General features: G+C 63.3%; 22 protein-coding genes. 8 read left to right on the top strand and 14 right to left on the bottom strand.

Annotated elements, in window-relative coordinates; genetic code table 11:
• Positions 1-41 precede the first annotated feature (41 nt).
• Positions 42-926, top strand: coding sequence for a polyphosphate kinase 2 (ppk2, locus tag ADIAG_RS15980; RefSeq protein ID WP_007272464.1), 885 nt, complete (start codon positions 42-44; stop codon positions 924-926).
• Between the two features lie 100 nt (positions 927-1,026).
• Here the strand turns inward: ppk2 and ADIAG_RS22240 are convergent, their stop codons facing one another.
• Entirely contained in the window at positions 1,027-1,368 is a 342-nt protein-coding gene (locus ADIAG_RS22240; RefSeq protein ID WP_235045939.1) for a hypothetical protein, read from the bottom strand.
• 395 nt (positions 1,369-1,763) lie between these two features.
• Here ADIAG_RS22240 and ADIAG_RS22235 point away from each other — a divergent pair, with 395 nt between their 5' ends.
• Positions 1,764-2,114 carry a hypothetical protein gene (locus tag ADIAG_RS22235; protein ID WP_235045938.1) on the top strand — a complete coding sequence of 117 codons (351 nt, stop codon included), beginning with the start codon at positions 1,764-1,766 and terminating at the stop codon, positions 2,112-2,114.
• 880 nt (positions 2,115-2,994) lie between these two features.
• Here ADIAG_RS22235 and ADIAG_RS15970 read toward each other — a convergent pair.
• Entirely contained in the window at positions 2,995-3,366 is a 372-nt protein-coding gene (locus ADIAG_RS15970) for a hypothetical protein (RefSeq protein WP_007272462.1), read from the bottom strand.
• 634 nt (positions 3,367-4,000) lie between these two features.
• Between ADIAG_RS15970 and ADIAG_RS21685 the strand changes: the two genes are divergently transcribed.
• Positions 4,001-4,174: a hypothetical protein gene (locus tag ADIAG_RS21685; RefSeq protein ID WP_161623974.1), complete on the top strand. Its 174-nt coding sequence runs from the start codon at positions 4,001-4,003 to the stop codon at positions 4,172-4,174.
• Between the two features lie 87 nt (positions 4,175-4,261).
• Positions 4,262-5,149 carry a hypothetical protein gene (locus tag ADIAG_RS15965; RefSeq protein WP_007272460.1) on the top strand — a complete coding sequence of 296 codons (888 nt, stop codon included), beginning with the start codon at positions 4,262-4,264 and terminating at the stop codon, positions 5,147-5,149.
• A 212-nt stretch (positions 5,150-5,361) separates the two neighbouring features.
• Here ADIAG_RS15965 and ADIAG_RS15960 read toward each other — a convergent pair whose 3' ends face one another.
• From ADIAG_RS15960 to pheS, 4 genes are all read right to left on the bottom strand, one after another.
• A complete protein-coding gene (locus ADIAG_RS15960) occupies positions 5,362-5,661 on the bottom strand; it encodes an addiction module antidote protein (RefSeq protein WP_007272458.1) in 300 nt (99 codons plus the stop codon).
• A complete protein-coding gene (locus ADIAG_RS22560) occupies positions 5,645-5,776 on the bottom strand; it encodes a type II toxin-antitoxin system RelE/ParE family toxin (protein ID WP_235045937.1) in 132 nt (43 codons plus the stop codon). The genes ADIAG_RS15960 and ADIAG_RS22560 overlap by 17 nt, the downstream gene beginning before the upstream one ends.
• Before the next feature lie 427 nt (positions 5,777-6,203).
• Positions 6,204-8,744, bottom strand: coding sequence for a phenylalanine--tRNA ligase subunit beta (gene pheT / locus ADIAG_RS15955; RefSeq protein WP_007272457.1), 2,541 nt, complete (start codon positions 8,742-8,744; stop codon positions 6,204-6,206).
• Positions 8,745-8,747: 3 nt separating this feature from the next.
• Entirely contained in the window at positions 8,748-9,836 is a 1,089-nt protein-coding gene (pheS, locus tag ADIAG_RS15950) for a phenylalanine--tRNA ligase subunit alpha (protein WP_007272456.1), read from the bottom strand.
• A 153-nt stretch (positions 9,837-9,989) separates the two neighbouring features.
• Here pheS and ADIAG_RS15945 point away from each other — a divergent pair, with 153 nt between their 5' ends.
• Complete coding sequence (locus ADIAG_RS15945; RefSeq protein WP_007272455.1) at positions 9,990-11,900, top strand: penicillin-binding transpeptidase domain-containing protein; 1,911 nt, start codon at positions 9,990-9,992, stop codon at positions 11,898-11,900.
• Between the two features lie 113 nt (positions 11,901-12,013).
• Here the strand turns inward: ADIAG_RS15945 and ADIAG_RS15940 are convergent, their stop codons facing one another.
• Complete coding sequence (locus ADIAG_RS15940; protein WP_007272454.1) at positions 12,014-12,670, bottom strand: LppM family (lipo)protein; 657 nt, start codon at positions 12,668-12,670, stop codon at positions 12,014-12,016.
• A gap of 148 nt (positions 12,671-12,818) precedes the next feature.
• On the opposite strand from ADIAG_RS15940, the gene ADIAG_RS15935 reads away from it, so the two are divergent.
• Both ADIAG_RS15935 and ADIAG_RS20465 read left to right on the top strand, forming a co-directional pair.
• On the top strand, positions 12,819-13,322 hold the full coding sequence (locus ADIAG_RS15935) for an eCIS core domain-containing protein (RefSeq protein ID WP_007272453.1): 504 nt from the start codon (positions 12,819-12,821) through the stop codon (positions 13,320-13,322).
• Positions 13,319-13,975 (top strand): SIMPL domain-containing protein, encoded by a 657-nt coding sequence (locus tag ADIAG_RS20465; protein ID WP_007272452.1) that lies wholly within the window; start codon positions 13,319-13,321, stop codon positions 13,973-13,975. The genes ADIAG_RS15935 and ADIAG_RS20465 overlap by 4 nt, the downstream gene beginning before the upstream one ends.
• Here ADIAG_RS20465 and ADIAG_RS15925 read toward each other — a convergent pair.
• From ADIAG_RS15925 to infC, 7 genes are all read right to left on the bottom strand, one after another.
• Positions 13,972-14,604: a pyroglutamyl-peptidase I family protein gene (locus ADIAG_RS15925; protein ID WP_007272451.1), complete on the bottom strand. Its 633-nt coding sequence runs from the start codon at positions 14,602-14,604 to the stop codon at positions 13,972-13,974. The two genes, ADIAG_RS20465 and ADIAG_RS15925, sit on opposite strands and share 4 nt — an antisense overlap.
• Positions 14,601-15,035 (bottom strand): (deoxy)nucleoside triphosphate pyrophosphohydrolase, encoded by a 435-nt coding sequence (locus ADIAG_RS15920; protein ID WP_007272450.1) that lies wholly within the window; start codon positions 15,033-15,035, stop codon positions 14,601-14,603. The genes ADIAG_RS15925 and ADIAG_RS15920 overlap by 4 nt, the downstream gene beginning before the upstream one ends.
• Positions 15,036-15,040: 5 nt before the next feature.
• A complete protein-coding gene (locus ADIAG_RS15915; protein ID WP_007272449.1) occupies positions 15,041-15,988 on the bottom strand; it encodes a cation diffusion facilitator family transporter in 948 nt (315 codons plus the stop codon).
• 169 nt (positions 15,989-16,157) lie between these two features.
• Positions 16,158-17,066, bottom strand: coding sequence for a TrmH family RNA methyltransferase (locus ADIAG_RS15910; RefSeq protein ID WP_007272448.1), 909 nt, complete (start codon positions 17,064-17,066; stop codon positions 16,158-16,160).
• Between the two features lie 86 nt (positions 17,067-17,152).
• Positions 17,153-17,818, bottom strand: coding sequence for a 50S ribosomal protein L20, sunset domain variant (rplT, locus tag ADIAG_RS22695; RefSeq protein WP_007272447.1), 666 nt, complete (start codon positions 17,816-17,818; stop codon positions 17,153-17,155).
• 105 nt (positions 17,819-17,923) lie between these two features.
• Positions 17,924-18,118, bottom strand: coding sequence for a 50S ribosomal protein L35 (gene rpmI, locus ADIAG_RS15900; protein WP_007272446.1), 195 nt, complete (start codon positions 18,116-18,118; stop codon positions 17,924-17,926).
• Between the two features lie 124 nt (positions 18,119-18,242).
• Positions 18,243-19,205: a translation initiation factor IF-3 gene (gene infC, locus ADIAG_RS15895; RefSeq protein WP_007272445.1), complete on the bottom strand. Its 963-nt coding sequence runs from the start codon at positions 19,203-19,205 to the stop codon at positions 18,243-18,245.
• A gap of 326 nt (positions 19,206-19,531) precedes the next feature.
• Between infC and ADIAG_RS15890 the strand changes: the two genes are divergently transcribed.
• A complete protein-coding gene (locus ADIAG_RS15890) occupies positions 19,532-19,897 on the top strand; it encodes a DUF1844 domain-containing protein (RefSeq protein WP_043475407.1) in 366 nt (121 codons plus the stop codon).
• Positions 19,898-20,028 lie beyond the last annotated feature (131 nt).

The raw sequence follows: 20,028 nt of genomic DNA, 5'->3' as shown, positions 1-20,028 counted from the left end.
GCCGTTCACATTGCGTTCATCCGACTTTATACGGTTGCACCATGCACCTACTCGATTTGGCCGCCCACGGCTATTCCATCCGCGACGACGACGATGACGACCCGGTGCTGTTGAGATCAAATGGGGACGTGGTGGATACCTGGCGCGAGGACTACCCGTACTCCACGCGTCTGGACCGGGCCCAATACGACCTAGAGAAGCGGCTGCTGCAGATCGAGTTGCTCAAGCTGCAGGTCTGGATCAAGGCCACCGGGCGACGGCTGGTGGTGCTCTTCGAGGGCCGCGACGCCGCGGGCAAGGGCGGGACCATCAAGCGTTTCACCGAGCACCTGAACCCGCGCGGGGCGCGGGTAGTAGCTCTGGAAAAGCCCAACAAACGCGAATCAACCCAATGGTTTTTCCAGCGCTACATCGCGCACCTACCGGCGGCCGGGGAAATGGTCCTCTTCGATCGCTCGTGGTACAACCGTTCGGGGGTGGAGCGCGTCATGCGTTTTTGCACCCGCGAGCAGTTCGACAGGTTCATGCATCAGGCTCCGGCCTTCGAGAAGCAGCTGGTTGATGACGGGGTCACGCTGGTGAAGTTCTGGTTCTCGGTCACCCGCAGCGAACAACTCACCCGCTTCACCATCCGGCAGATCGACCCAGTGCGCCAGTGGAAGCTCTCCCCCACCGATTTAGCGTCGCTGGATAAGTGGGACGCCTATACCGAGGCCAAAGAGGAGACCTTCCGCAGCACGGACACCGAGTGGGCGCCGTGGACCGTGGTCAAATCCAATGACAAGAAGCGTGCCCGGCTCGGGGCGATGCGCCACGTGCTGAGCCTGTTCGACTACGAGGGCAAGGACCACGAGCTAGTCGGTACCCCCGATCCGCACATCGTGGGACCTGCCGCCGCGGTCATCGCCGCCGGCGAAGAGTTCTAGCGGCGGGTCCGCGCTTCTGAATACAACGTGTTGAAAAGACCCGGGACGGCCACGGCCGTCCCGGGTCTTTTTGGCCTGTGCATCCCGCGGTTCCTGCGGTTCACTGCCGCTCGGGTTTCGGCGCCGGGGACTCGGTCAGCAGTTCAAACTCCGCCCGCGCCGATTCCACGCCGTTGACCTGCACGCTGATCGCGTGCATGCCCGGGTGATAACGCCTGGTGGCGATCGCCCGGAAGGAGTGTTCGCGTCCGACCTCGAGTTTTTCGTCCCGTTCAAGGGTGCGGGTGGCCAGTTTGAAGGTCTTTCCCGTCTGCCCGCCATTGGCCTTGCGGTGATAGACCGTGTAGTCGATGGCCACGCGGGCGGGCTCGTCACCGCGGTTATGCAACACCGCGCTGAACTCGATGCTGCGGCCAAACTCGACGGTGGTGCTACCGAGCACCGGGCCTGCGATACAACCGACACCGGCCCGAAACCCAGCAGTTCCAGGGCCTGCACATCGCCCTTCTTGACCAGTGTCCGCAGCGCGTGGCGCACCAGGCGGGCGGTGTTTTCATCCGGCTCGGCCAGCCAGCGCCTCGCGGTGTCCACGACCATTGCAGGGGCATCGCGGCTGAGGTCGTTGAGGTGGTTGGCCACGGAGCGGCGCACATACTCTTCAGGGTCGCGATAGAGCGCGTTGAGCACGGGGATCGTCACCCCCGTCCGTGCGGTGATCTCCGGGACCCTTGTTGACCATGGCAGATAGGGACGGGTCCCCTCGGAGGCGAGTCGTCGCACGTCAAGGTCTTCCGAGGTTGTCCAGTCCCGGATGAGCTCGAGTGCACGGTCAAGGTCGTGGCGCAGCAGGGTGCGGATGGCGAATTCGGCGGTGAGCCGGCCGGTGAGCTCTGCAAGAAGTGCCACTGCATCATCAAAGGCCGCGGTCGTGCCCTCTGCGACTGCTTTGACAGCGATGGCAGAGGTTACCGGCCAGATCAGCCAGCCGCGGAAAGCTTCGTCTTCGCTCGCCGCGCGGATCGTGCCGGCCAAGGCGGCATAGTCCCCCGGCAGGTCGCTGAGCAGGGCGTCGCACAGCAGATCGGCACGCTCGCGCAAACCCAGTGTTTCGATCACGGGCGCGGCAAGGTGCAGCGTGGGCAGGCCCGCGTCCGGGACCACGGCGACCAGGGACCCTATGAGGTCTAGGACAGTCGACTCGTTGATCAATTGGTCGGCAAATGGCATGCGCTGGCCTTTCGGCGTGTTGTTCGGTGGTATCCGAAGCCCGGCACCAGCACCGATGTCGCTGGTCCGTCGGCTGATCCTGGAGGTGTCCCCGGCCGGGCCGGTGGTTCCCGACGGCGGAGGATTTCGCGTAGGTCCGGGCAACTCGGTCTTGTGGTGCCAGGCGATTGCAGTCGGGCTGTTCTGCCCCGCAACTCCATCATTGCCTATCCCAGCCCGCCAAGGAAAGAACACCGCCTTTGTTCTCGGTAGGACGTGGCGGAGCGACGGCTGCGGAAACCATCCCGAGTAGGCGCTGCCGCGTCGGGACCTCGTTCGGTGACGGTTCAGCCCCGGTGTCTGTGCAACCCCCGCCGGAGCCAGCTGCCGGACATAGATGAGTCTCCTTTTCGCGCACAACACAGGAATTCTGTCCAGCGTCAAACTCCACCAATGCCATCTGCTCAAACCCAGCTTCGGATCACCTCAAATGCACCGTGGCATCTTCCCCCGATAACCCCTCTGACAATGGCAAAGCGGGCCGCTCCCCCCTTGGCATTTCGATGGTTCCCGGCCGGGACTCCCAAGGGGCACCTGGAGCTGTGGGAACGCGCCAAGGGACGCGCGCGCGCCCAACGGAAGCCGAGCGAGCATTCGAGGGCCGCCGCGAAACCCGCCGAATCCTACAAGCGGAAAACCCTCGTACCAACCTGCTGACAACTTCCGAAAGAAAACATCTGGCCAATACGCCACCAAAGATGACATGACTAGGATCAACACGCACCTGCCAAGTCATCTTTCGGAAACTTCCACGGGCGTTCCAGCGCCGCTGGGCGCCCTGGAGGTCGACAAGCATTTCGTATTAGGGCAGAGCCTCGTCGGCATCCGTTTCGCTCGCGCTTCGCCCCAGCTCCTCGTCAGCTTCCTCGATGGACCTGCTGACCAGCCGATCGGCTTCGGGATCGAGCAGGCCCCCCTCATCTTCGAGCTCCTCGGCTTCCTCATCCACGAACGGCAGGTCCTCCTCCTCGACGTAGACGGCCTCGCGCAGCGGATCGTCCATCGCCATGGCGGCACCGTCATCGGACGAGCCCACGACGGGCTGGGCATCGCGGCCGTCCGAGGGAACCGGCTCCAGCGGATCCGTGCCCGCTTCCTCCGCATCGGGCACGGATCCGGAGTCTGGCACCGGTTCCAGGGTGGGGCCGCCATCGGGGTTCGAGGTGGGGCTCATCGGTTGCTCCTTCTGAACATGGAATGCTGTGGCTTGTTTGCGGGGTGGTGCAGATGCCCCGTTACTGCACCCTCACCGGATGCCGCTTCCCCCGGGCCGGGCAAGGTGCATACGTTCCTGCTTTGATACGAAGAGGTGGTGGGGTTTGGCCCCGATTCGGCGCGCACGGAGTCGTTTCACAGCGAAACAGCAGCACTGAACAGGTTCTCGGTTGGCCATCGCACGTGCCGTCGTAGCGCTTTCGGGCCCGTGGTTCGAAGGATTCCCGGTCTTCGACGGCCTCGCCGTGGGAATCGGGCATATCCCACGAGGCCGGAAGTGGCCCACGGAGGGAGGACGCGTTGGTTTTCGGTCTTGGCCCCGGTGACCGGAAATGCGATCACTGCATTGGCGCTATTCCCACGCTTGGCTGCTGGCCTGCTGGCCGCCGGGAAGGGCGACTGCCACCGGCCCCGGCCAGAAACCCGGAGAACGCCGGCTGTAACCCCGGATTGCCGTCGGTGCGGCCGGCCTGTTGCCGGGCGGTCAACCGGGCGTGTTCGATGACTTTTCCACAGCCCTGCGGACGGCTGGCCCGCTGGCCCACAGTCCGGCCCACACTGGGATTCCCGCATCGACCGACCCAAGGATGGCCATGACCACCACGAGCAAGCAATTGCGCCGCAAGCACCGCAAGTCCCCGAAGTCACGGAGGCAAAGCACCCACCCCTCGCGTGCCTCGGGGCTCGAGCGGGTTCACCGCTTGGAACCTGCCTACATCGCCTGGAGGACCCGCACCGTGACGCCATGCCAGGCCCACGAGGACTAGGCCGGGCTGCTCGACTCGCTGGAGTCCTACGCCAAAATCGGGCCATTTGACGCCCCCGATGCATTCGTCCCGAAATCCTTCGCCTTGATGCTGAAAACCATCCGCCGCATGCCCAGCGATGTGGCCTGCAAGGGCCTGAATCGTTTGGATGGCTACCTGCACTTCCTGCAGGACAACGGCCGCTGGCATCGCGGGAGCAACGAGTTCGATGTGCTGCACATGCTGGTGCTGATGCGTGTTCCCGGCCCTGCCCACCGCCGTACTCCCCGCGAATGCCCGATCTACATCCCCGCCAGGCACGGCCACGGCATAGCGCTCGTGCAGTGGGCCGCCCACCTCTTGGACGAGATGCTTGACGGAAAATTCATCCCGAACTCCACCGAATCGCTCGCGCTTCCGGTCACGGGCCATGCAGGCCCCATCCTGCTGGCGCCGGGTCTCTACCCACTTCCGCTTACGTGCTTCATGGATCTTTTCACCGCCATGGGCGAAGCCGATCTCTTCGAAACCGATGAGGACGAAGGCATTGGGGACGAGGACGAATATGTAGAAGAAGCATGGGAGAACGATGACGGTCCGTACCCCACGCATGCGGGGATGACCCTGCGTGACGAAGAGCATCCGGGGAACCACGAAGCAATCCGCAGCCTACTAACCGCTTACCTCAGAATCCTCGTCCTGGCAGATGCCAAACCGATCTCTGGCCTGGCCGGACTTCGCCGAGCGGACAAACTCATGGCCGTGCTCACTGACGTTGCCACCGAAGCATCCACGACCAAGGCCCACGGGGAAACCAGCTTGCTGAGTCTCGGAGAGGACATCGACGTCCGGTTGGCGAAGCATTTCGGGGAAATATCCGCCTCCATCATGGCTTGTCTGGAAGCCGGAGTCCTGGAATACGCAGACGGAACCCTGGTCGCACAATCCGTTGTCCGGGAGGCCATCAAAGATCTGCGCGATGAGTATGTTGGGTGACCGCCTGGGCCCGCATACTCGGCCCTGGATGCTCTTCGACCTGAAACCGTGCAGGAATCCGGCGGCTGTTTTGCATTCCCGACACCGATCCCCTGCGTTGCCATCAGTGCGGACTGCGAGTCTCCTGCATGTGCCCGGAATTCGGCGCAGCCATGAGGATTCACGCGATCGTAGTGCCTCCGTGCAATGTCGCTTCGCTGAGGACAGAACCGTCAGCCCGCGGATTCGAAATGGAGCTTGAGACCAAGGGCATTGACCACCTTAACGATGGTGGCGAAGCTCGGGTTGCCGTCGACTGAAAGCGCCTTGTACAGACCTTCACGGCTCATCCCGACACGGCGTGCCAATTCACTGAGGTTGCCTGAACGCGCGATAGCGCCTAGTGCCTGGGTGACCATAGCGGGATCGTCGCTCTCCTCCAATACCGCCTCGAGGTATGCCGCAGCGTCCCCCAGATCAGTGAGGTAATCGGCAGCGTCGTAACGGCTAAAACCTTCAGTTGCTGTTCCCATTTCTTTTCCATTCGTCGGCGATTCTCAGCGCTTGGCTAATGTCCCTCTGTTGGCTTGATTTATTGCCCCCACAGAGCAGCAAGATCAAGTGTTCACCATCTTGGAGGTAGTACACCCGGCATCCCGGTCCAACATCAATCCGCAGTTCTGAGACATCTGCCCCACCGCTTTCACGTCACCGGGATTTCCCGCGGCCAAGCGATCGATCCTTGCCGTGACACGAGCAGCAGCTCGGCGATCCTTCAAACCGGTTCGCCACTGGTCGAAGGTCTCGCTCTTCAACTTCCAACTCTAGGCATGCCGGTAAGGCTCGGCTCCAGAGCCCCAGGAATCAAGCCTTAGCATGGTGGGCGACAGCATCGGGCGTCCCTCCGGTACATCCGATTCATTCCTTGTCGACAGTGCGTAGCTTCTCCAGGGAAATCACTCGGAACATATCAAAGCATTCCGGCTCATTGAACTTAACGCAGCAGGGGTCGGCATCGCCACCACATACGTGATGAACGAATGCCGACCCCCTACCGGATCAGATGTTGCTGAGACTAGCGCTGCACGGCACCGAAGCGCTCGGCCGCCAGGGCCGTGGCTGCTGCACGAGCCTCGGAGGCCTCGTCGGCAGTCAGCGTGCGGTCGGTGGCACGGAAGCGCAGGCCGAAGGCCAGCGACTTCTTGCCATCTTCGATGCCGGTGCCGGAGTACACGTCAAAGAGCGCAATGTCTTCAAGTAGTTCACCGGCGCCTTCGCGCAGGGCCTCCAACACGTCCGAGGCCACGATGCCCTCGTCCACGACCAGGGCGACGTCCTGGGTGGAGATCGGGTAGGTGGAGATTTCCTTGGCCACGATCACATCGGCGGCGGCCTCAAAAAGCTCGTCGGCGTTGATTTCCATGGCCACGGTGCGCTCGGGCAGATCCAGCTCGGCCAGCAGCTTCGGGTGAAGCTCGCCGGCGTAGCCGATGAACGTGCCATCGCGCAGCGCCAGGGCCGCGGTGCGGCCGGGGTGGAATGCCTGGTGTGATCCCTGGGAGACCACGACCTCCACGCCCAGGACGTCCCCGACCAGCTTGGCCGCGTCCAAGGCGTCAGCCCAGTCGTAGACGCGCGGGGTGTGTTCCGCCGCCACCGGAGAATCATGCCCGGTGAGCACCGCTGCAATGTGCGTCGGCTGGTGCGGCAACCCGTTGTACAGCGCTTCCAGCTCCTCCTCGGAGGGACGAATGCCCAACGGCGGGATCGACGAGGTGCCCAGCACCTCGCCGGGCAGGAACACCTGGCCTGCCTCGTAGAGGGCCAGGTCGCGGAATCCGCGGCCGTGGTTGCGCCGTGCGATGCCCAGCAGGCCGGGCAGGATCGAGGTGCGCATGAACCCGTACTCGCTGGAGAGCGGGTTGTTCAGCTTCACCGCGGCAACGTCGCCGGCCTCGGGGGCACCGAAGGTGTTGTTCTGCGCCTTGGTGACAAACGGGTAGGAGAGCACCTCGGTGAGCCCTGCGTCTGCCAGGGCGGCCACGACGCGGCGACGCTGGGACTGCACACGGGAGTAGCCACGGCCCGGAGGCGCGGTAGGCAACGTGGCGGGGATCAGGTGGTAGCCCACCAGTCGAGCGATTTCCTCGACTAGATCCTGCTTGGTGGCCAAATCCGGGCGCCAGGACGGCGCGGTGACGCGCAGCCCACCCTCAATTTCCTCGAGCTGCGCACCGATCTCGCCCAGCGCCCAGGTGATCTGCTCGTCGGTGTACTCGATGCCGATCAGTGCCGAAGCGAAGCCTGCGGGCAGGTCGATGAGCGTCGGTGCGGGACGGGTGCCCGCGTCGGTGATCTCCGTGGTGGCGGTGCCGTCGGCCAGCTGGACCAACAGATCCACGGCACGCTGGGCCGCCTCGTCGGCAACTTCCCAGTCCACGCCGCGCTCGAAGCGCTTGGATGCCTCGGAAGGCAGCTTGTGGCGGCGACGCGAACGAGCGATGGAGATCGGCTCGAAGTGCGCCGCCTCGATCAGTACCGAAGTGGTCGTGTCCGACACCTCGGTGGCGGATCCGCCCATGACACCGGCCACGCCGATGGCACCGGACTCGTCGGTGATCAGCAGATCCTCGACGTGCAGCTTGCGTTCCTTGGTATCCAGGGTCTTGAGCGTCTCGCACGGGTTGGCCCGACGCACGGTGATGGCTCCGGTGAGCTTGTCCGCATCGTAGAAGTGCAGCGGCTGTCCCAGTTCCAGCATCACGTAGTTGGAGATGTCCACGACCAGGGAGATCGAGCGCATGCCTGCCAGGTTCAGCCGGCTAGCCATCCACGGAGGGGTGGGCAGTGCCGGGTTTATTCCGGTGACCTTGCGGGTGACGAACCTGTCGCAGCCCGGAACCCCGTAGATGCCAGCTGCATCTTGAAGCTTCACCGGGTGGCCTTCGGCGGTTGCCGCATCCACCGTGACCAGCGAGGCCGGGTCGGTGAACGTGGTGCCCGTGGCGTGCGCGTATTCGCGAGCCACACCGCGGATGGAGAACGCGTAGGAGCGGTCCGGGGTGACGTTGATTTCGGCGGCCTGGTCGTAGAGACCGAGCAGCTCCATCGCGTCGGTGCCAACCTCCGGGTCAAGGCCCAAGCGCGAGAGCACGATGATGCCGTCGTGGTCATCCCCGATGCCCAGCTCGCGGGAGGATGCGATCATGCCTGCCGAAATATGCCCGTAGGTCTTGCGCGGGGTGATCCTGAAGTCTCCTGGTAGCACGGCGCCGGGCAGGGTGACAACCACCTTGTCACCCGCGACGAAGTTGTGGGCGCCGCAGATGATGCCCTGCACACCCGAGGGATCGATTCCCTCGTTCGTCAAGGTCTGTGGCTGCCCTTCGGGCACCACACGGACCTGGCACCAGTTGATGGTCTTGCCGTTGGTCTGCTCCTCCTTGACGATGGACAGCACCTGGCCGACCACGATGGGACCTGTTATCGAGTCGGTGGGACGGTGCACGTCCTCTTCCTCGAGGCCAACCTTGACCAACTCGTTCATCACGTCTTCGGCCGAGGCATCGGCCGGAACCTGCGCGTATTCGCGCAGCCATGAAAGGGGAATACGCATAACTTAGATCTCCATCCCGAAGTGCTCGCTGAAGCGGATATCGCCCTCGATCATGTCGTGCATGTCGGGGACCTCGTTGCGGAACATGAGCGTGCGCTCCACGCCCATGCCGAAGGCGAACCCGGAGTACTCCTCCGGGTCGATGCCCGCGGCGCGCAACACGTTGGGGTTGACCATGCCGCATCCGCCCCACTCGATCCAGCGCGGACCGCCCTTGGCACCTGGGTGCCAGATATCCAGTTCTGCTGATGGTTCGGTGAACGGGAAGAAGTTGGGGCGCAGGCGGATGGAGGCATCGTCGCCAAACATCTGCCGGGCGAAGTGCTCCAAGGTGCCACGCAAATCGGCCATGGTCAGGTTCTTGTCGATGGCCAGACCCTCGAACTGGTGGAAGACCGGGGTGTGGGTAGCGTCGAGCTCGTCGGTGCGGTAGACCCGTCCCGGGCACAGCACGTACATCGGCACCTCGCGCTCGAGCATGGAGCGGACCTGCACCGGGGAGGTGTGGGTGCGCAACAGCAGATGCGAGTCGACCGGGTCGATGAAGAAGGTGTCTTGCATTTCGCGCGCCGGGTGATCCGGAGCGAAGTTCAGTGCGTCGAAGTTGAACCACTCGGATTCGACCTCGGGGCCCTCGGCGATTTCCCAGCCCATGCCCACGAAGATGTCCGAGACGCGGTCCTGCAGGGTGGACAGCGGGTGCCTGGCACCGGCACGGCGGCGGCGCGGGGCAGCCGTCACGTCGACGGTTTCCTCAACCAGGATCCGTGCGGCGTCCTCGGCCTCCAGCACCGCGGTGCGGTCGGCCAGGGCCTTGTTGACCCGTCCACGGGAGGCGCCCATGAGCTTGCCGGCAACAGCCTTCTCACTCTTATCTAGGCGGCCGATCTCGCGGTTGGCCAGCGACAACGGGGACTTCTCCCCGGAGTGGGCCAAACGTGCGCTCTTCAGCTCATCGAGGTTGCCTGCGGCGGCAAAAGCCGCCAACGCTGCTTGTACCGCGACGTTGACGCCGACCTCGTCGGTGGGGTGCGGGACGACCGGCACTAGGCCGTCAAGGACGGCCGTTTCCGGACTCGTGGGTTCAGACATGGGGTTCTACGGCCCTTTTCACTGTTGATTGTGTATCTGGTTCTGCTCACTATTCTAGGTGCTGATCTCGCCCAGCCCTGAATCGCGGTGCACCCGCGTCACGACCCTTACTCTTTGTGGACAGCCGGGAGCGGGTTAGGCGATAGTTATCTCATGTCACGAGCCCTTCGTACCTTCGCCCTGCCCGCCGCCGCGCTGCTGATGGCAGGCTCCCTCAGCGCCTGTTCGGCACCGCCATCCCCCGAGGCCACCGCCACCCTGCTGGCCACCTCCCTGCAGGACGTAGACCTGTCCGCGGTCCCGCTGGCAGGGACCGATGCCGCCAGTGCTACCGCCGAATTAGCCACGGCGCTGGCCCCCATGGAATCCATCAAGCGCAGCGTCACCCTGGACTCGGTCAGCGAGGACGAGGACTCGGCCGATCCCCAGACCGCGACTGCCACCTATTCCACGGTCTGGGACATTGATTCCACCGACACCGACTGGACCTACACCACCACCGCTATCCTCGAGCTGGATGAGCAGGCCGATACCTGGGCCGTACGCTACTCCCCCTCCATCGCAGTACCGGAGCTGGAAGCCGGCCAATACGTGGCCAAGCGCACCAGCGGCTCGGCACGCGGGGACATCATCGGGGACAGCAAGGCTGCCCTGGTGACCGATCGGCCGGTGCTGCGCATCGGAATCAATAAGGAAGCAGTGGAGGAATCCGAGTGGGAGTCATCGGCCAAGGCCCTGGCCAAACTGCTTGAGATTGACCCTGAGCCCTACGCCGCGCGGGTGGTAGCCGGAGGCGAGCGGGCCTTCGTCGTTGCCATCACGCTGCGCGATGACATCGATCGCACCGTGACCGATGAGGAACTTGACGCGATCCCCGGGGTGCTGGCCCAACCGGCCACCTTGCCATTGGCTCCCACACGCACCTTTGCCCGGGCCATTCTGGGCTCAGTGGGAGAGGCCACCGCGGAGATCGTGGCCAATTCCAAGGGCACCGTCAACGCCGGGGACCAGGTCGGGCTCTCGGGTTTGCAAAAGTCGTACCAAGACCGGCTGGCCGGGACCAAGGGTTACAGCATCAACATCTATGACCAGGACAAAAATGTTCTCTCCACGTTGGCAAGCCAGGACGCGGTGGATGGAAAGAACCTGGTCACCACGCTGGATCGCGACATGCAACAGCTTGCCGAGTCGCTAGTAGCTGAGTCGGACTCTGATGCCGCCTTGGTGGCGGTTCGGCCTTCGGACGGGGCGATCCTCGCCGCGGCGTCCGGCCCCGAGGACAACGCGCAGAACACCGCCATGCTGGGTAAGTACGCCCCGGGTTCCACCTTCAAGGTGATCACCGCGTTGGCGATGCTCCGCAACGGGGATACCCCCAAGACTTCCGTCGCTTGCCCTGCCACCATGACGGTGGACGGCAAGGAATTCAAGAACTACGACGGCTACCCTGCCTCGGCCTTGGGCGAGATCCAGCTCTCCGAAGCACTCGCGCAGTCCTGCAACACCGTCTTCCTAAAGGGTGCCGCCGATGCCAAGTCCCCGGCACTGGCCGACGCGGCGGCAGCCCTGGGGCTGAATCTGAGCCCCTCGACCGGAGCCGGATCGTTCCTTGGCTCGGTCCCGGATGATTCCTCCGGCACCGAACTGGCAGCCAACGGCATCGGTCAGGGCATCGTGCAGTCCTCCGCGCTGGGCATGGCCACCGTCGCGGCTTCCATCCAGAACGGCGGCACCGTCACCCCGCACCTGATCGATGATCCCAAGCCCGATGCTGCCCCGAAACCTAAGAATCCACTGACCGCCGACGAGGCCAAGGACCTGGCATCGATGATGGCCGGGGTTGTGGACCACGGCACGCTCAAGGAACTTCGCGACATCCCCGGTCCCAAGGTCATCGGCAAGAGCGGCACCGCTGAATATGATGGCGAGCGCAACGCCCACGCCTGGTCGATCGCGGCCCAGGGAGATCTTGCCGTGGCGGTGTTTGTCGCCGACGGCAGCGGAGGCGCGCAGACCGCAGGCCCGATCGTGGGCAAGTTCCTCACCGACGCCACACAGGGCTGATCCTCCCCCGCAAGCACCAAAGGGGACCTTGCGCCGAGAAATTTCTCGGCGCAAGGTCCCCTTGTTGGTTTTCTGTCGGCCGCCGAAGTAACCGACGGCCTCGTGAAGAATCTCTAAGCGTGTAGCTGCGAGTCCGTCTCGGGGCGGCGCATCAGGGACACCCCGATGATGGCTCCGAGCAGTGCCAGACCGCCCATGCCAAAGGACAGGTACAACGTGGTGTTGTCCTTCGGGTTGGCTACCGCCGTCATCGCGCCTTGGGTCTTGAGCATGTCGAAGCTGACGGTATTGCCCTCGATGGTCGCGCCCTTGCTGGCGGAGACCACTTCACCGGGGAAGCTCACCGTCATCGTGGATTCGTTCATGGTCGAGGTGTCGCCACCGGAAAGGCCTTGGCCAGCGAAGTGGTACTGCCCATCGGTGAAGTCGATATTGACCTTCGAGCCAAGTTCCCCGGAGATGTCGCCCATGTCGGTCAGCGACCTGTCCTGGACACTGAAGGTGTAGCCCTTGTATCCGTCTTTTTCATAGGGGCTCTTCTGTGCGTCCTCGGGGAAGTTCTCAAAGAGCTTTTCCTCGCTGGTGCCCATCTGCTTCAGGAGGTCTGCGACGCTGGCATCGCCGACGGCCTTGGTATCAAAGGCCATGACCATGTCCATGGAGGCTTTTTCCGGGCTTTCAACCACCAGATCCACATCCATCTTCATGCAGCCGGTCAGGCTCAACACCAATGCCACCATGACACCAATGACGGATAGGGTCTTCTTCATCAAATCTCCTCAGCATGCGGGGCAACTCTCGGCAACGAGGCCCCGGTTCAGCTTCCAACCCTAATGGTTGACGTGGCTACCCCAAGAATTCAGCACTCTGACGGCCCCCCTGCCGCAGCGTTGCTTCGGGTGGATACACTGGGGAAGCATGGAGACCTGGCAGCGTACCCGCGAGCTCGCCAACTGGCTGAATCTATCCACCCTCGCCGGTCTGGCCTTGGCAAACGTCGCAGGTTCGCCGCTGTCTCGAGGGGAACGTGGAATCTTCTGGGCACGGAACTACACCCCGAAGCTGCCCCATGCCGGCGCCTTCACCGTGGGAAACGTGGTCTTCTTCCGCGAGTATCTCAGCGTCCAGGAGCCCGACCCCGTGTTACTGGCCCACGAGGAAAAGCACTGCACGCAATATGCGTTGTGCCTCGGGTTACCGTTCCTACCATTGTATTTCGCCGCCGCCGGGTATTCCTGGTTGCGCACCTCGGATCCGGCCTCTCGAAACATCTTTGAACGTGCCGCCGGCCTGCAGGCCGGCGGCTACCTTGAACGCCCTTTCCGCAGGCTGGGCCCGGTACTCGCCGCGGGCATCCGACGCAGCTTGCGCTCCGGTAGCACTCCGAAACCCGTCCCACCCGCAGGAGGCATCCACGCATGAGCAAGACACCAAGAATCACCGTGCCCGGGACCGGAAGCAGCTGGGCCGTCCCGGATGTCATGAACATTTCGTTTACCCTCCAAGGGCACCATCTGCAGGGCGCCTCTGCATTTGCGCGTGCCTCGGACGCGGCCAGGGATGTTATTGCCGCGGTGGGAAGTACGGCGCCGACCGCCGAGCTGTCCACCACCGGAATCACTCTTGCCGCCCGCAGCACTTGGCGCAACGAAGAGTCGGGGTTTGCCGGCTATGACGCGGAAACCACCGTGGAGGCCGTGGGGCTTGCGGTGGATTCGGTTCCCGCAGTTCTCGAAGCGGCCGTTGCGGCCGGCGGGGACACGCTACGCATCCATTCCTTGCGCGCCGAGGTATCGGATCCTGCACCGGTGCTGGTGGACGCCCGCGACGCGGCCTTTGCCGATGCCCGCTCTACGGCCGAGCAGCTGGCGCAGCTATCCGGGACCCGACTTGGCACAGTCCAACGAATACGTGAGTTGGCCGAGGCCCCGGCCTTCCCGTTGACACGGGTCAAAGCTACGACCATGGCTTCTTCGTCCATGCCGGTGGTGGCCGGGAAGCAGACCCACACGGTGCGCCTCGAGGTGACATGGCGGTTGGTGCCCCTCGAGACCGCCCAGCAGCCAGGTTCCTAGAATTCGGTCCCGGCACTGTAAAGAGGTTCGGCCACGTTATCCAAGGCCAACCGTGCCACGGTGGCGACCGCCCCGGACAGATCTTCCATCTGCGGATCCGTGGCCTCCATCGAGGGCACGTGGATGAATCCGGCTCGAGTCTCGGGGACATCACCGAGGTGGTGCATGAGTTCATAGAAGACCTGGTTGCAGACAAAGCTTCCGGCCGTATAGGAAATCGCGGCATCCACTGGGGTGCTTCCATCCACGGGTTCGCCGAGAGCCTGCAGGGACGCCTTCAGCGGCAGCGTGGAGAAATAGGCGTTGGCACCGTCCTCGCGCACCGGCACATCGATCGGTTGCTGCCCTGCGTTATCCGCGATGCGCGCATCGATATGGTTGATGGCGACTTTCTCCAGGCCGAGGCCCTTCCTGCCACCTGCCAGTCCCAGACCGATGGCCACACGGGGGCGCCACCGCTCGAGCAAGACTGCCAACGTTGCAGGTGCCGTAGCAAAAACACAGGGTAGTTCGGCGGTAATCACCTGGTGGCCCTGTCGGCGAAGAATGTCAGCTGCCCGTTCCGCGATGGCCTGGGACGGATTAAAATCCGCCCCTCCAAAGGGTTCGAAGCCCGTGAGCAGGATCAACGAGTGGCTCCTGCCAAAGTGTCAGCGAGTACCGCGTGCACGATTGGCAGGTCGGCCGGGATCCAGTCCAGGGCCTTGAGCGACTCGGCGTCAAGTTCCACCCAGGCCAACTGGTCGTGATCTTCCAAGGTGTCTGGGGTGCCGTCGGTGATTTCGGCGAACCACACGCGCATCGCGGCGTGCTCGTTCAGCACCCAGCCTTCGGGCTCCGGCCCAAAAACCTCGGTCCCCAGCATCACCTCGACGCCAAGTTCTTCGACGAGTTCGCGGGCCACCCCCGCCTCACAGCTTTCTCCTGATTCGAGCTTGCCTCCGGGAAATTCCCAGAGCCCGGCCAAAGCAGGCGGCGAGGTGCGTCTGGCGGCCAGGAGTTTACGCGGGTGACTGAGCGAATCAAGGATTGCTGCGGCGACGATCTGCTTGTAGGCCATGGGGCTTACGCCCGCTCAGTGGTGTGGGCCGCGGCTTTGTCGACAGCACCGAAGATGTCGGGCTCAATGTAGATCACGCACTTGAGCGGAACAGCGGCACGAATGCGTGCTTCCGCGTCACCGATGGCGTCGGCGATCTGGGCGCCTGTGGCGTCCTGGGGCACCGAGACCTTGGCGGCGACCAGGATTTCTTCTGGCCCCAGGTGCAAGGTCTTGAGGTGGATCAGTTTCGCGCCCTTGACGGTGATGGCCGCGGAAATCAGTTTGACGTGTTCGGCAGTTGCTGACTCCCCCAGCAACAACGATTTGGTTTCCACTGCCAGCACGATGGCGATGGCCACCAGCAGCAGACCAATGCAGGCGGTTCCGGCGGCGTCCCAGATGCCGTTTCCGGTGAGCAGGGTGAGGCTGACACCGCACAGGGCCAGGACGAGCCCGATAAGTGCCCCGAGGTCCTCAAGCAGGATCACCGGCAGTTCCGGGGCCTTGGCGGTCTTGACGAACTTTGGCCACGACTGCGTCCCGCGCACCAAGTTCGATTCGATGATGGCCGTGCGGAAGGAGAAGGACTCGGCGATGATCGCACCGATCAGCACCGCCAGCGGAACCCACCACCATTTGCCTTCAATGCCGTGCGGGTGCTGGAACTTCTGCCAGGCCTCGTACAGGGCGAAGAGCCCACCGACGCTGAAAAGGACAATGGAAACGATGAACGAATACACGTAGCGTTCACGCCCATATCCGAAGGGATGCTCCGCGTCTGCTTCGCGGCGGGCTTTTTTGCCACCCACCAACAGCAGCACCTGGTTTCCCGAGTCGGCCACCGAGTGGATGGCTTCGGCAAGCATGGAGGACGAGGCCGTCATCGCCCAGGCCACAAACTTGAATACCGCAATGGTCAGGTTGGCCGCCAGTGCGGCAACCACCGCTTTTGTTCCGCCGGATGCCGCCATTGCGGGCCCCGCTTTCTTCTCGGTCAAATATCTGGTCCGCCCGTGCAAAGGCTCGTGCGACGCTGTCATCCGCAGGGTGCCACCGGGGTTCATCCCCGCGGCGCACAACTACGTTCCCTAATCCTAGGGCACGGGTATTTTGTCCCGGTGCAGGCCACAGCGGGAGTGTCTAGCTACGACGTTGGGCGCGTGCCGAAGCGTAAAGGCAGACTGTGGCAGCGGTTGCGACGTTCAACGATTCGGCGATCCCATAGAGCGGAACAGCGACCCGGTGGTCGGCACCCGCCAGTTCGGTCTCGTCCAGACCCTCTCCCTCGTTGCCGAACAGCCAGATAGTGGGCTCCTCCAGCATCGGTTGGCCGGCCTCGGGCGCCGTGGTGCTCCCGGCCCGCCGTGCGGCGCTGACGTCCTGGAGTTTATCTAGGTCCGCGGCCCCGTATCCGTCGGCGGCCAGGATCGTTGCGCCCTGGGATTTAAACAGGGCCAGGGTTTCGCCCAGGTCGGCGTTGGTGATGATTGGCAGGTGGAAAATCGACCCCACGGTGGAGCGCACGGCCTTGGGGTTGTAGATATCGACGCTGCCGCTGGTGAGTACGAGCGCATCGGCGCCGGCGGCGTCCGCGGCGCGGAGGATCGTTCCGGCATTTCCTGGGTCCTGGATGCGGCACAGGACGGCTACGAGTTTCGGCCGGGTGGCAGCGAGATCTTCGAGGCTGGTTTCGGGGAGCGGGCAGACGGCCACGATGCCCTGGGGCGTGACGGTATCGGCCATGGCTGCCAGCACCTCTGGGCTGACCAGACGGGTGAGCAGACCCGGGGCTTTATCGGCCATTTCTTCGAATTCCGGGTACCGGTCCAGGCAGTCCTCGGTGGCGTACAACGCACCGACGACCGGGGCTTTGGACTCCTCGAGGTGAGTCAGATGCAGGCGCATGGCCTCGCGAACCGCTTGCGGGCCCTCGGCCAGGAATTCTCCGGCCTTGCTGCGTCCGGTACGTGTGCCAAGTCTGGCTACTTCTCGCACCCGCTCGGCACGGACGTTGGTCATTGTTTCTTCGGTGTATCCGGCGCCATTCATGGAGATGACTTTACCGGTCAGACGCCAAAGGGACGGAATCGCGAACGATTCCGTCCCTTTGGACAGGAGCTTTAGGAGCTCAAAGACTAGGCGTCTTTGATCTGCTGGCGAGATTCGCCGCCTGCAGGCTCGAAGCCTGCAGCCTTTGCTGACTCAATGCTGTTGAACCAGTACTCCGCAGCGGTCTGCTCGTACCAGGTCGAGCCCGGGACGTGGTACTTGCCCGAGCCGGCGTTGCCCTTGATGACGTAGCCTTCCGGTGCGGCTTCGCCTTCGACGGCCTTGACGGCGCCTTCGATGTCAGCTTTCTCCGTGGATGCTGCGGCCGGAGCTGCAGCCTTCTTGGCAACAGGGGCAACAACGGCAGCGGCAGCAGCCTTCGGTGCGTTGACATCGGTCGGCAATGCGCCCTTGGCGATGTTCACCAGTGCGGTGAAAGCGTTGGCGTCCGAGATGGCCAGTTCGGCCAGCATGCGGCGGTCAACCTCGACCTCAGCGGCCTTCAGGCCCTGGATCAGACGGTTGTAGGTCAGGCCGTTGGCGCGGGAGGCAGCGTTGATGCGCTGGATCCACAGGCGACGGAAGTCACCCTTGCGCTTGCGGCGGTGGCCGAAGCTGTAGACGAACGAGTGGAGCAGCTGCTCCTTGGCCTTACGGTACAGGCGCGAACGCTGACCGCGGTAGCCCTTGGCGCGAGCCAAAATGACGCGACGCTTCTTATGGGCGTTTACTGCCCGCTTCACACGTGCCACGTGTGTACTCCTTTGTTTCTGTCCCGCCCTCCCGCAAGGTGGCGGAGTGACGAAAATCTTTAAGTGGTAGGAAGTCCCAATTCGGACGTCCCGGACGGAAGGGTGTTAGATACCGAGCATCCGCTTGATGGTCTTGACGTCCGCCTTGGCGACCAACTGGTCAGAAGCCAAACGACGGGTGATGCGGGAGGACTTGTGCTCCAGGTAGTGACGGCGGTTAGCCTGCTGGCGCATGATCTTGCCGCTACCGGTGAGCTTGAAGCGCTTCTTGGCGCCACTGTGGGTCTTGAACTTCGGCATATCCGCCGTTCTCCTTACTTGCTCCCGGGGTCCTGTCGGGCCGGGGATCTTTTGAACTCCCGCGTTTGCGATGAATCCGTGGTTCTAGTGTTGCTCTTGCGAGCACGCCCTGCTCGGGAAGACCTTACTTGGTCGTCCCGGGCTTGGCGGCGCGGGTTGCGGGCTTGGGACCCGGCTTGCCCGCAGGCTTTGGAGGCATGGCCGTTGGCTTAGGAACAGCCATCGGCTTCGGTGCTGCAACGGGCTTGGCTGCAACGGCCGGCTTCGCAGCCGGGGCTGCCGCAGGCTTGGAAGCCGCCGGACGAACCGGAGGCCTTGAAGCTGCCGGACGACTGGCCGCATCGCGGACCGGGGCTGCCTTGGCCGGAGCCTTGGAAACCACTGGAGCCGACCTGACGGGAGCTACCTTGGGAGCCGCAGCTGCTGCGGCTTCTTCGGCTGCTGCCTCGGCGCGGACCTTGGCAAGCTTTTCCATGATGTCGGATTCGATCACATCTGCAACTGATCCACCAATGTCGCCCTGGGGCTCCGAGGTGTCGATCTTTGCATCGGGGTTCGCTGCCTTGGCCTTGTCCGCATCGCGCTGTTCGTTGCGACGGGCTTCTGCCTTGGCCTCTGCCTTGTTCTTCAACGGCCCAACAACCATGACCATGTTGCGGCCATCGATGCGCGGGCTTGACTCGACCACGCCAACTTCGGCAACGGCCTCGGCAAACTTGTTCAACAGCCGAATACCCATTTCCGGGCGCTGCTGTTCACGGCCGCGGAACTGGATCATGGCCTTGACCTTGTCACCAGCACCGAGGAAGCGCAGTGCGTGCCCGACCTTGGTTTCGTAGTCGTGCGTATCGATCTTCAGACGGAAGCGAACTTCCTTCAGCACGGTGTTCGTTTGGTTCTTGCGAGTTTCGCGTGCCTTGACGGCGGCCTCGTACTTGTACTTTCCGAAGTCCATCAGCTTGCACACGGGAGGCTTGGCAGTGGGTGCCACCTCCACGAGATCAAGGTCGGACTCGACGGCAAGACGAAGTGCATCCTCAATACGGACAATGCCAACCTGTTCACCGGCAGGCCCGACAAGCCGCACCTCTGGGACGCGGATTCGATCATTAATGCGTGGATCGCTAATGTGTTGCTCCTGAGTAGTTCGTAGTTTCAGGCCACCACAGCAAAAGGAAAGGCCTTCGGCTGCAGGTGCAGGCGAAGGCCTCGAATTCGATCGATGAAAAATCATCCAACCGATTGATCCCGCGGGATCAATCGGTACCGAACGTACCCGGCCGCCTGATTCGGCTGCTGCGGGTGGGAGTGGCCTCCACTTGCATACTGACCCATGCTTACTTGATCACATCCACCCGTTGGGCGTCTGTTCCAAATGCACGGATTCAGTCGGTCTATGGAAAGCTTAGCAGTATGAGTACTCCTGAAACCAATCCGGACTCCACCCCCGCCGCCGAAGAGATTCGCGACATCGCCGAGGTGGCAGCCATCGAAATCATCACTACCGCCGCAGTTCACCTGATGAGCGCCGCCGCGGTCAAATGCGGTTTGGCCGAGGGCCACGACGCAGAAGAGCTCACGGACCTCGATGAGGCCCGCAAGTTGATCACCGCGCTGGCCGGCCTGGTCACCTCCGCAGCCCCGGAAATCGGGTCCCAGCACGCCGGTCCGTTGCGCGACGGACTGCGTTCGCTGCAGCTTGCCTTCCGCGAAGCCTCGGCGTTCCCGGACGCGCCGGGCCAGGGCCCGGGCGAAAAGCTCACCGGCCCGGTCAACTAATCACCCGCACCATGAAGTAACACTCCAACGCGTTAACACCCTGCGGCCGAGACATTGGACACAGGAAGCATCATCGAAGTTTTCGGTGCTTCTACTCCGACTCGGCCGCAGGGTTTTTAATGCCCGTTGCG

The organism is Paeniglutamicibacter gangotriensis Lz1y, from assembly GCF_000348945.1.
GTDB lineage: Bacteria > Actinomycetota > Actinomycetes > Actinomycetales > Micrococcaceae > Paeniglutamicibacter > Paeniglutamicibacter gangotriensis.
The sequence above is the reverse complement of the archived record's forward strand: the minus strand, read 5'-3'. Positions and strand labels throughout refer to the sequence as shown.

Excerpts from the sequence above, each read along its gene's own strand:
- ppk2 (WP_007272464.1), top strand. The coding sequence starts at position 42 with ATGCACCTACTCGATTTGGCCGCCCACGGCTATTCCATCCGCGACGAC.
- ADIAG_RS15915 (WP_007272449.1), bottom strand. The coding sequence starts at position 15,988 with ATGGCGGCATCCGGCGGAACAAAAGCGGTGGTTGCCGCACTGGCGGCC.
- rpmI (WP_007272446.1), bottom strand. The coding sequence starts at position 18,118 with ATGCCGAAGTTCAAGACCCACAGTGGCGCCAAGAAGCGCTTCAAGCTC.
- ADIAG_RS15945 (WP_007272455.1), top strand. The coding sequence starts at position 9,990 with ATGTCACGAGCCCTTCGTACCTTCGCCCTGCCCGCCGCCGCGCTGCTG.
- ADIAG_RS21685 (WP_161623974.1), top strand. The coding sequence starts at position 4,001 with ATGACCACCACGAGCAAGCAATTGCGCCGCAAGCACCGCAAGTCCCCG.
- ADIAG_RS15890 (WP_043475407.1), top strand. The coding sequence starts at position 19,532 with ATGAGTACTCCTGAAACCAATCCGGACTCCACCCCCGCCGCCGAAGAG.
- ADIAG_RS15970 (WP_007272462.1), bottom strand. The coding sequence starts at position 3,366 with ATGAGCCCCACCTCGAACCCCGATGGCGGCCCCACCCTGGAACCGGTG.
- pheT (WP_007272457.1), bottom strand. The coding sequence starts at position 8,744 with ATGCGTATTCCCCTTTCATGGCTGCGCGAATACGCGCAGGTTCCGGCC.
- ADIAG_RS15940 (WP_007272454.1), bottom strand. The coding sequence starts at position 12,670 with ATGAAGAAGACCCTATCCGTCATTGGTGTCATGGTGGCATTGGTGTTG.
- ADIAG_RS15960 (WP_007272458.1), bottom strand. The coding sequence starts at position 5,661 with ATGGGAACAGCAACTGAAGGTTTTAGCCGTTACGACGCTGCCGATTAC.
- ADIAG_RS15965 (WP_007272460.1), top strand. The coding sequence starts at position 4,262 with ATGCTGAAAACCATCCGCCGCATGCCCAGCGATGTGGCCTGCAAGGGC.
- pheS (WP_007272456.1), bottom strand. The coding sequence starts at position 9,836 with ATGTCTGAACCCACGAGTCCGGAAACGGCCGTCCTTGACGGCCTAGTG.
- ADIAG_RS20465 (WP_007272452.1), top strand. The coding sequence starts at position 13,319 with ATGAGCAAGACACCAAGAATCACCGTGCCCGGGACCGGAAGCAGCTGG.
- ADIAG_RS15920 (WP_007272450.1), bottom strand. The coding sequence starts at position 15,035 with ATGGCCTACAAGCAGATCGTCGCCGCAGCAATCCTTGATTCGCTCAGT.
- ADIAG_RS15935 (WP_007272453.1), top strand. The coding sequence starts at position 12,819 with ATGGAGACCTGGCAGCGTACCCGCGAGCTCGCCAACTGGCTGAATCTA.
- ADIAG_RS15910 (WP_007272448.1), bottom strand. The coding sequence starts at position 17,066 with ATGAATGGCGCCGGATACACCGAAGAAACAATGACCAACGTCCGTGCC.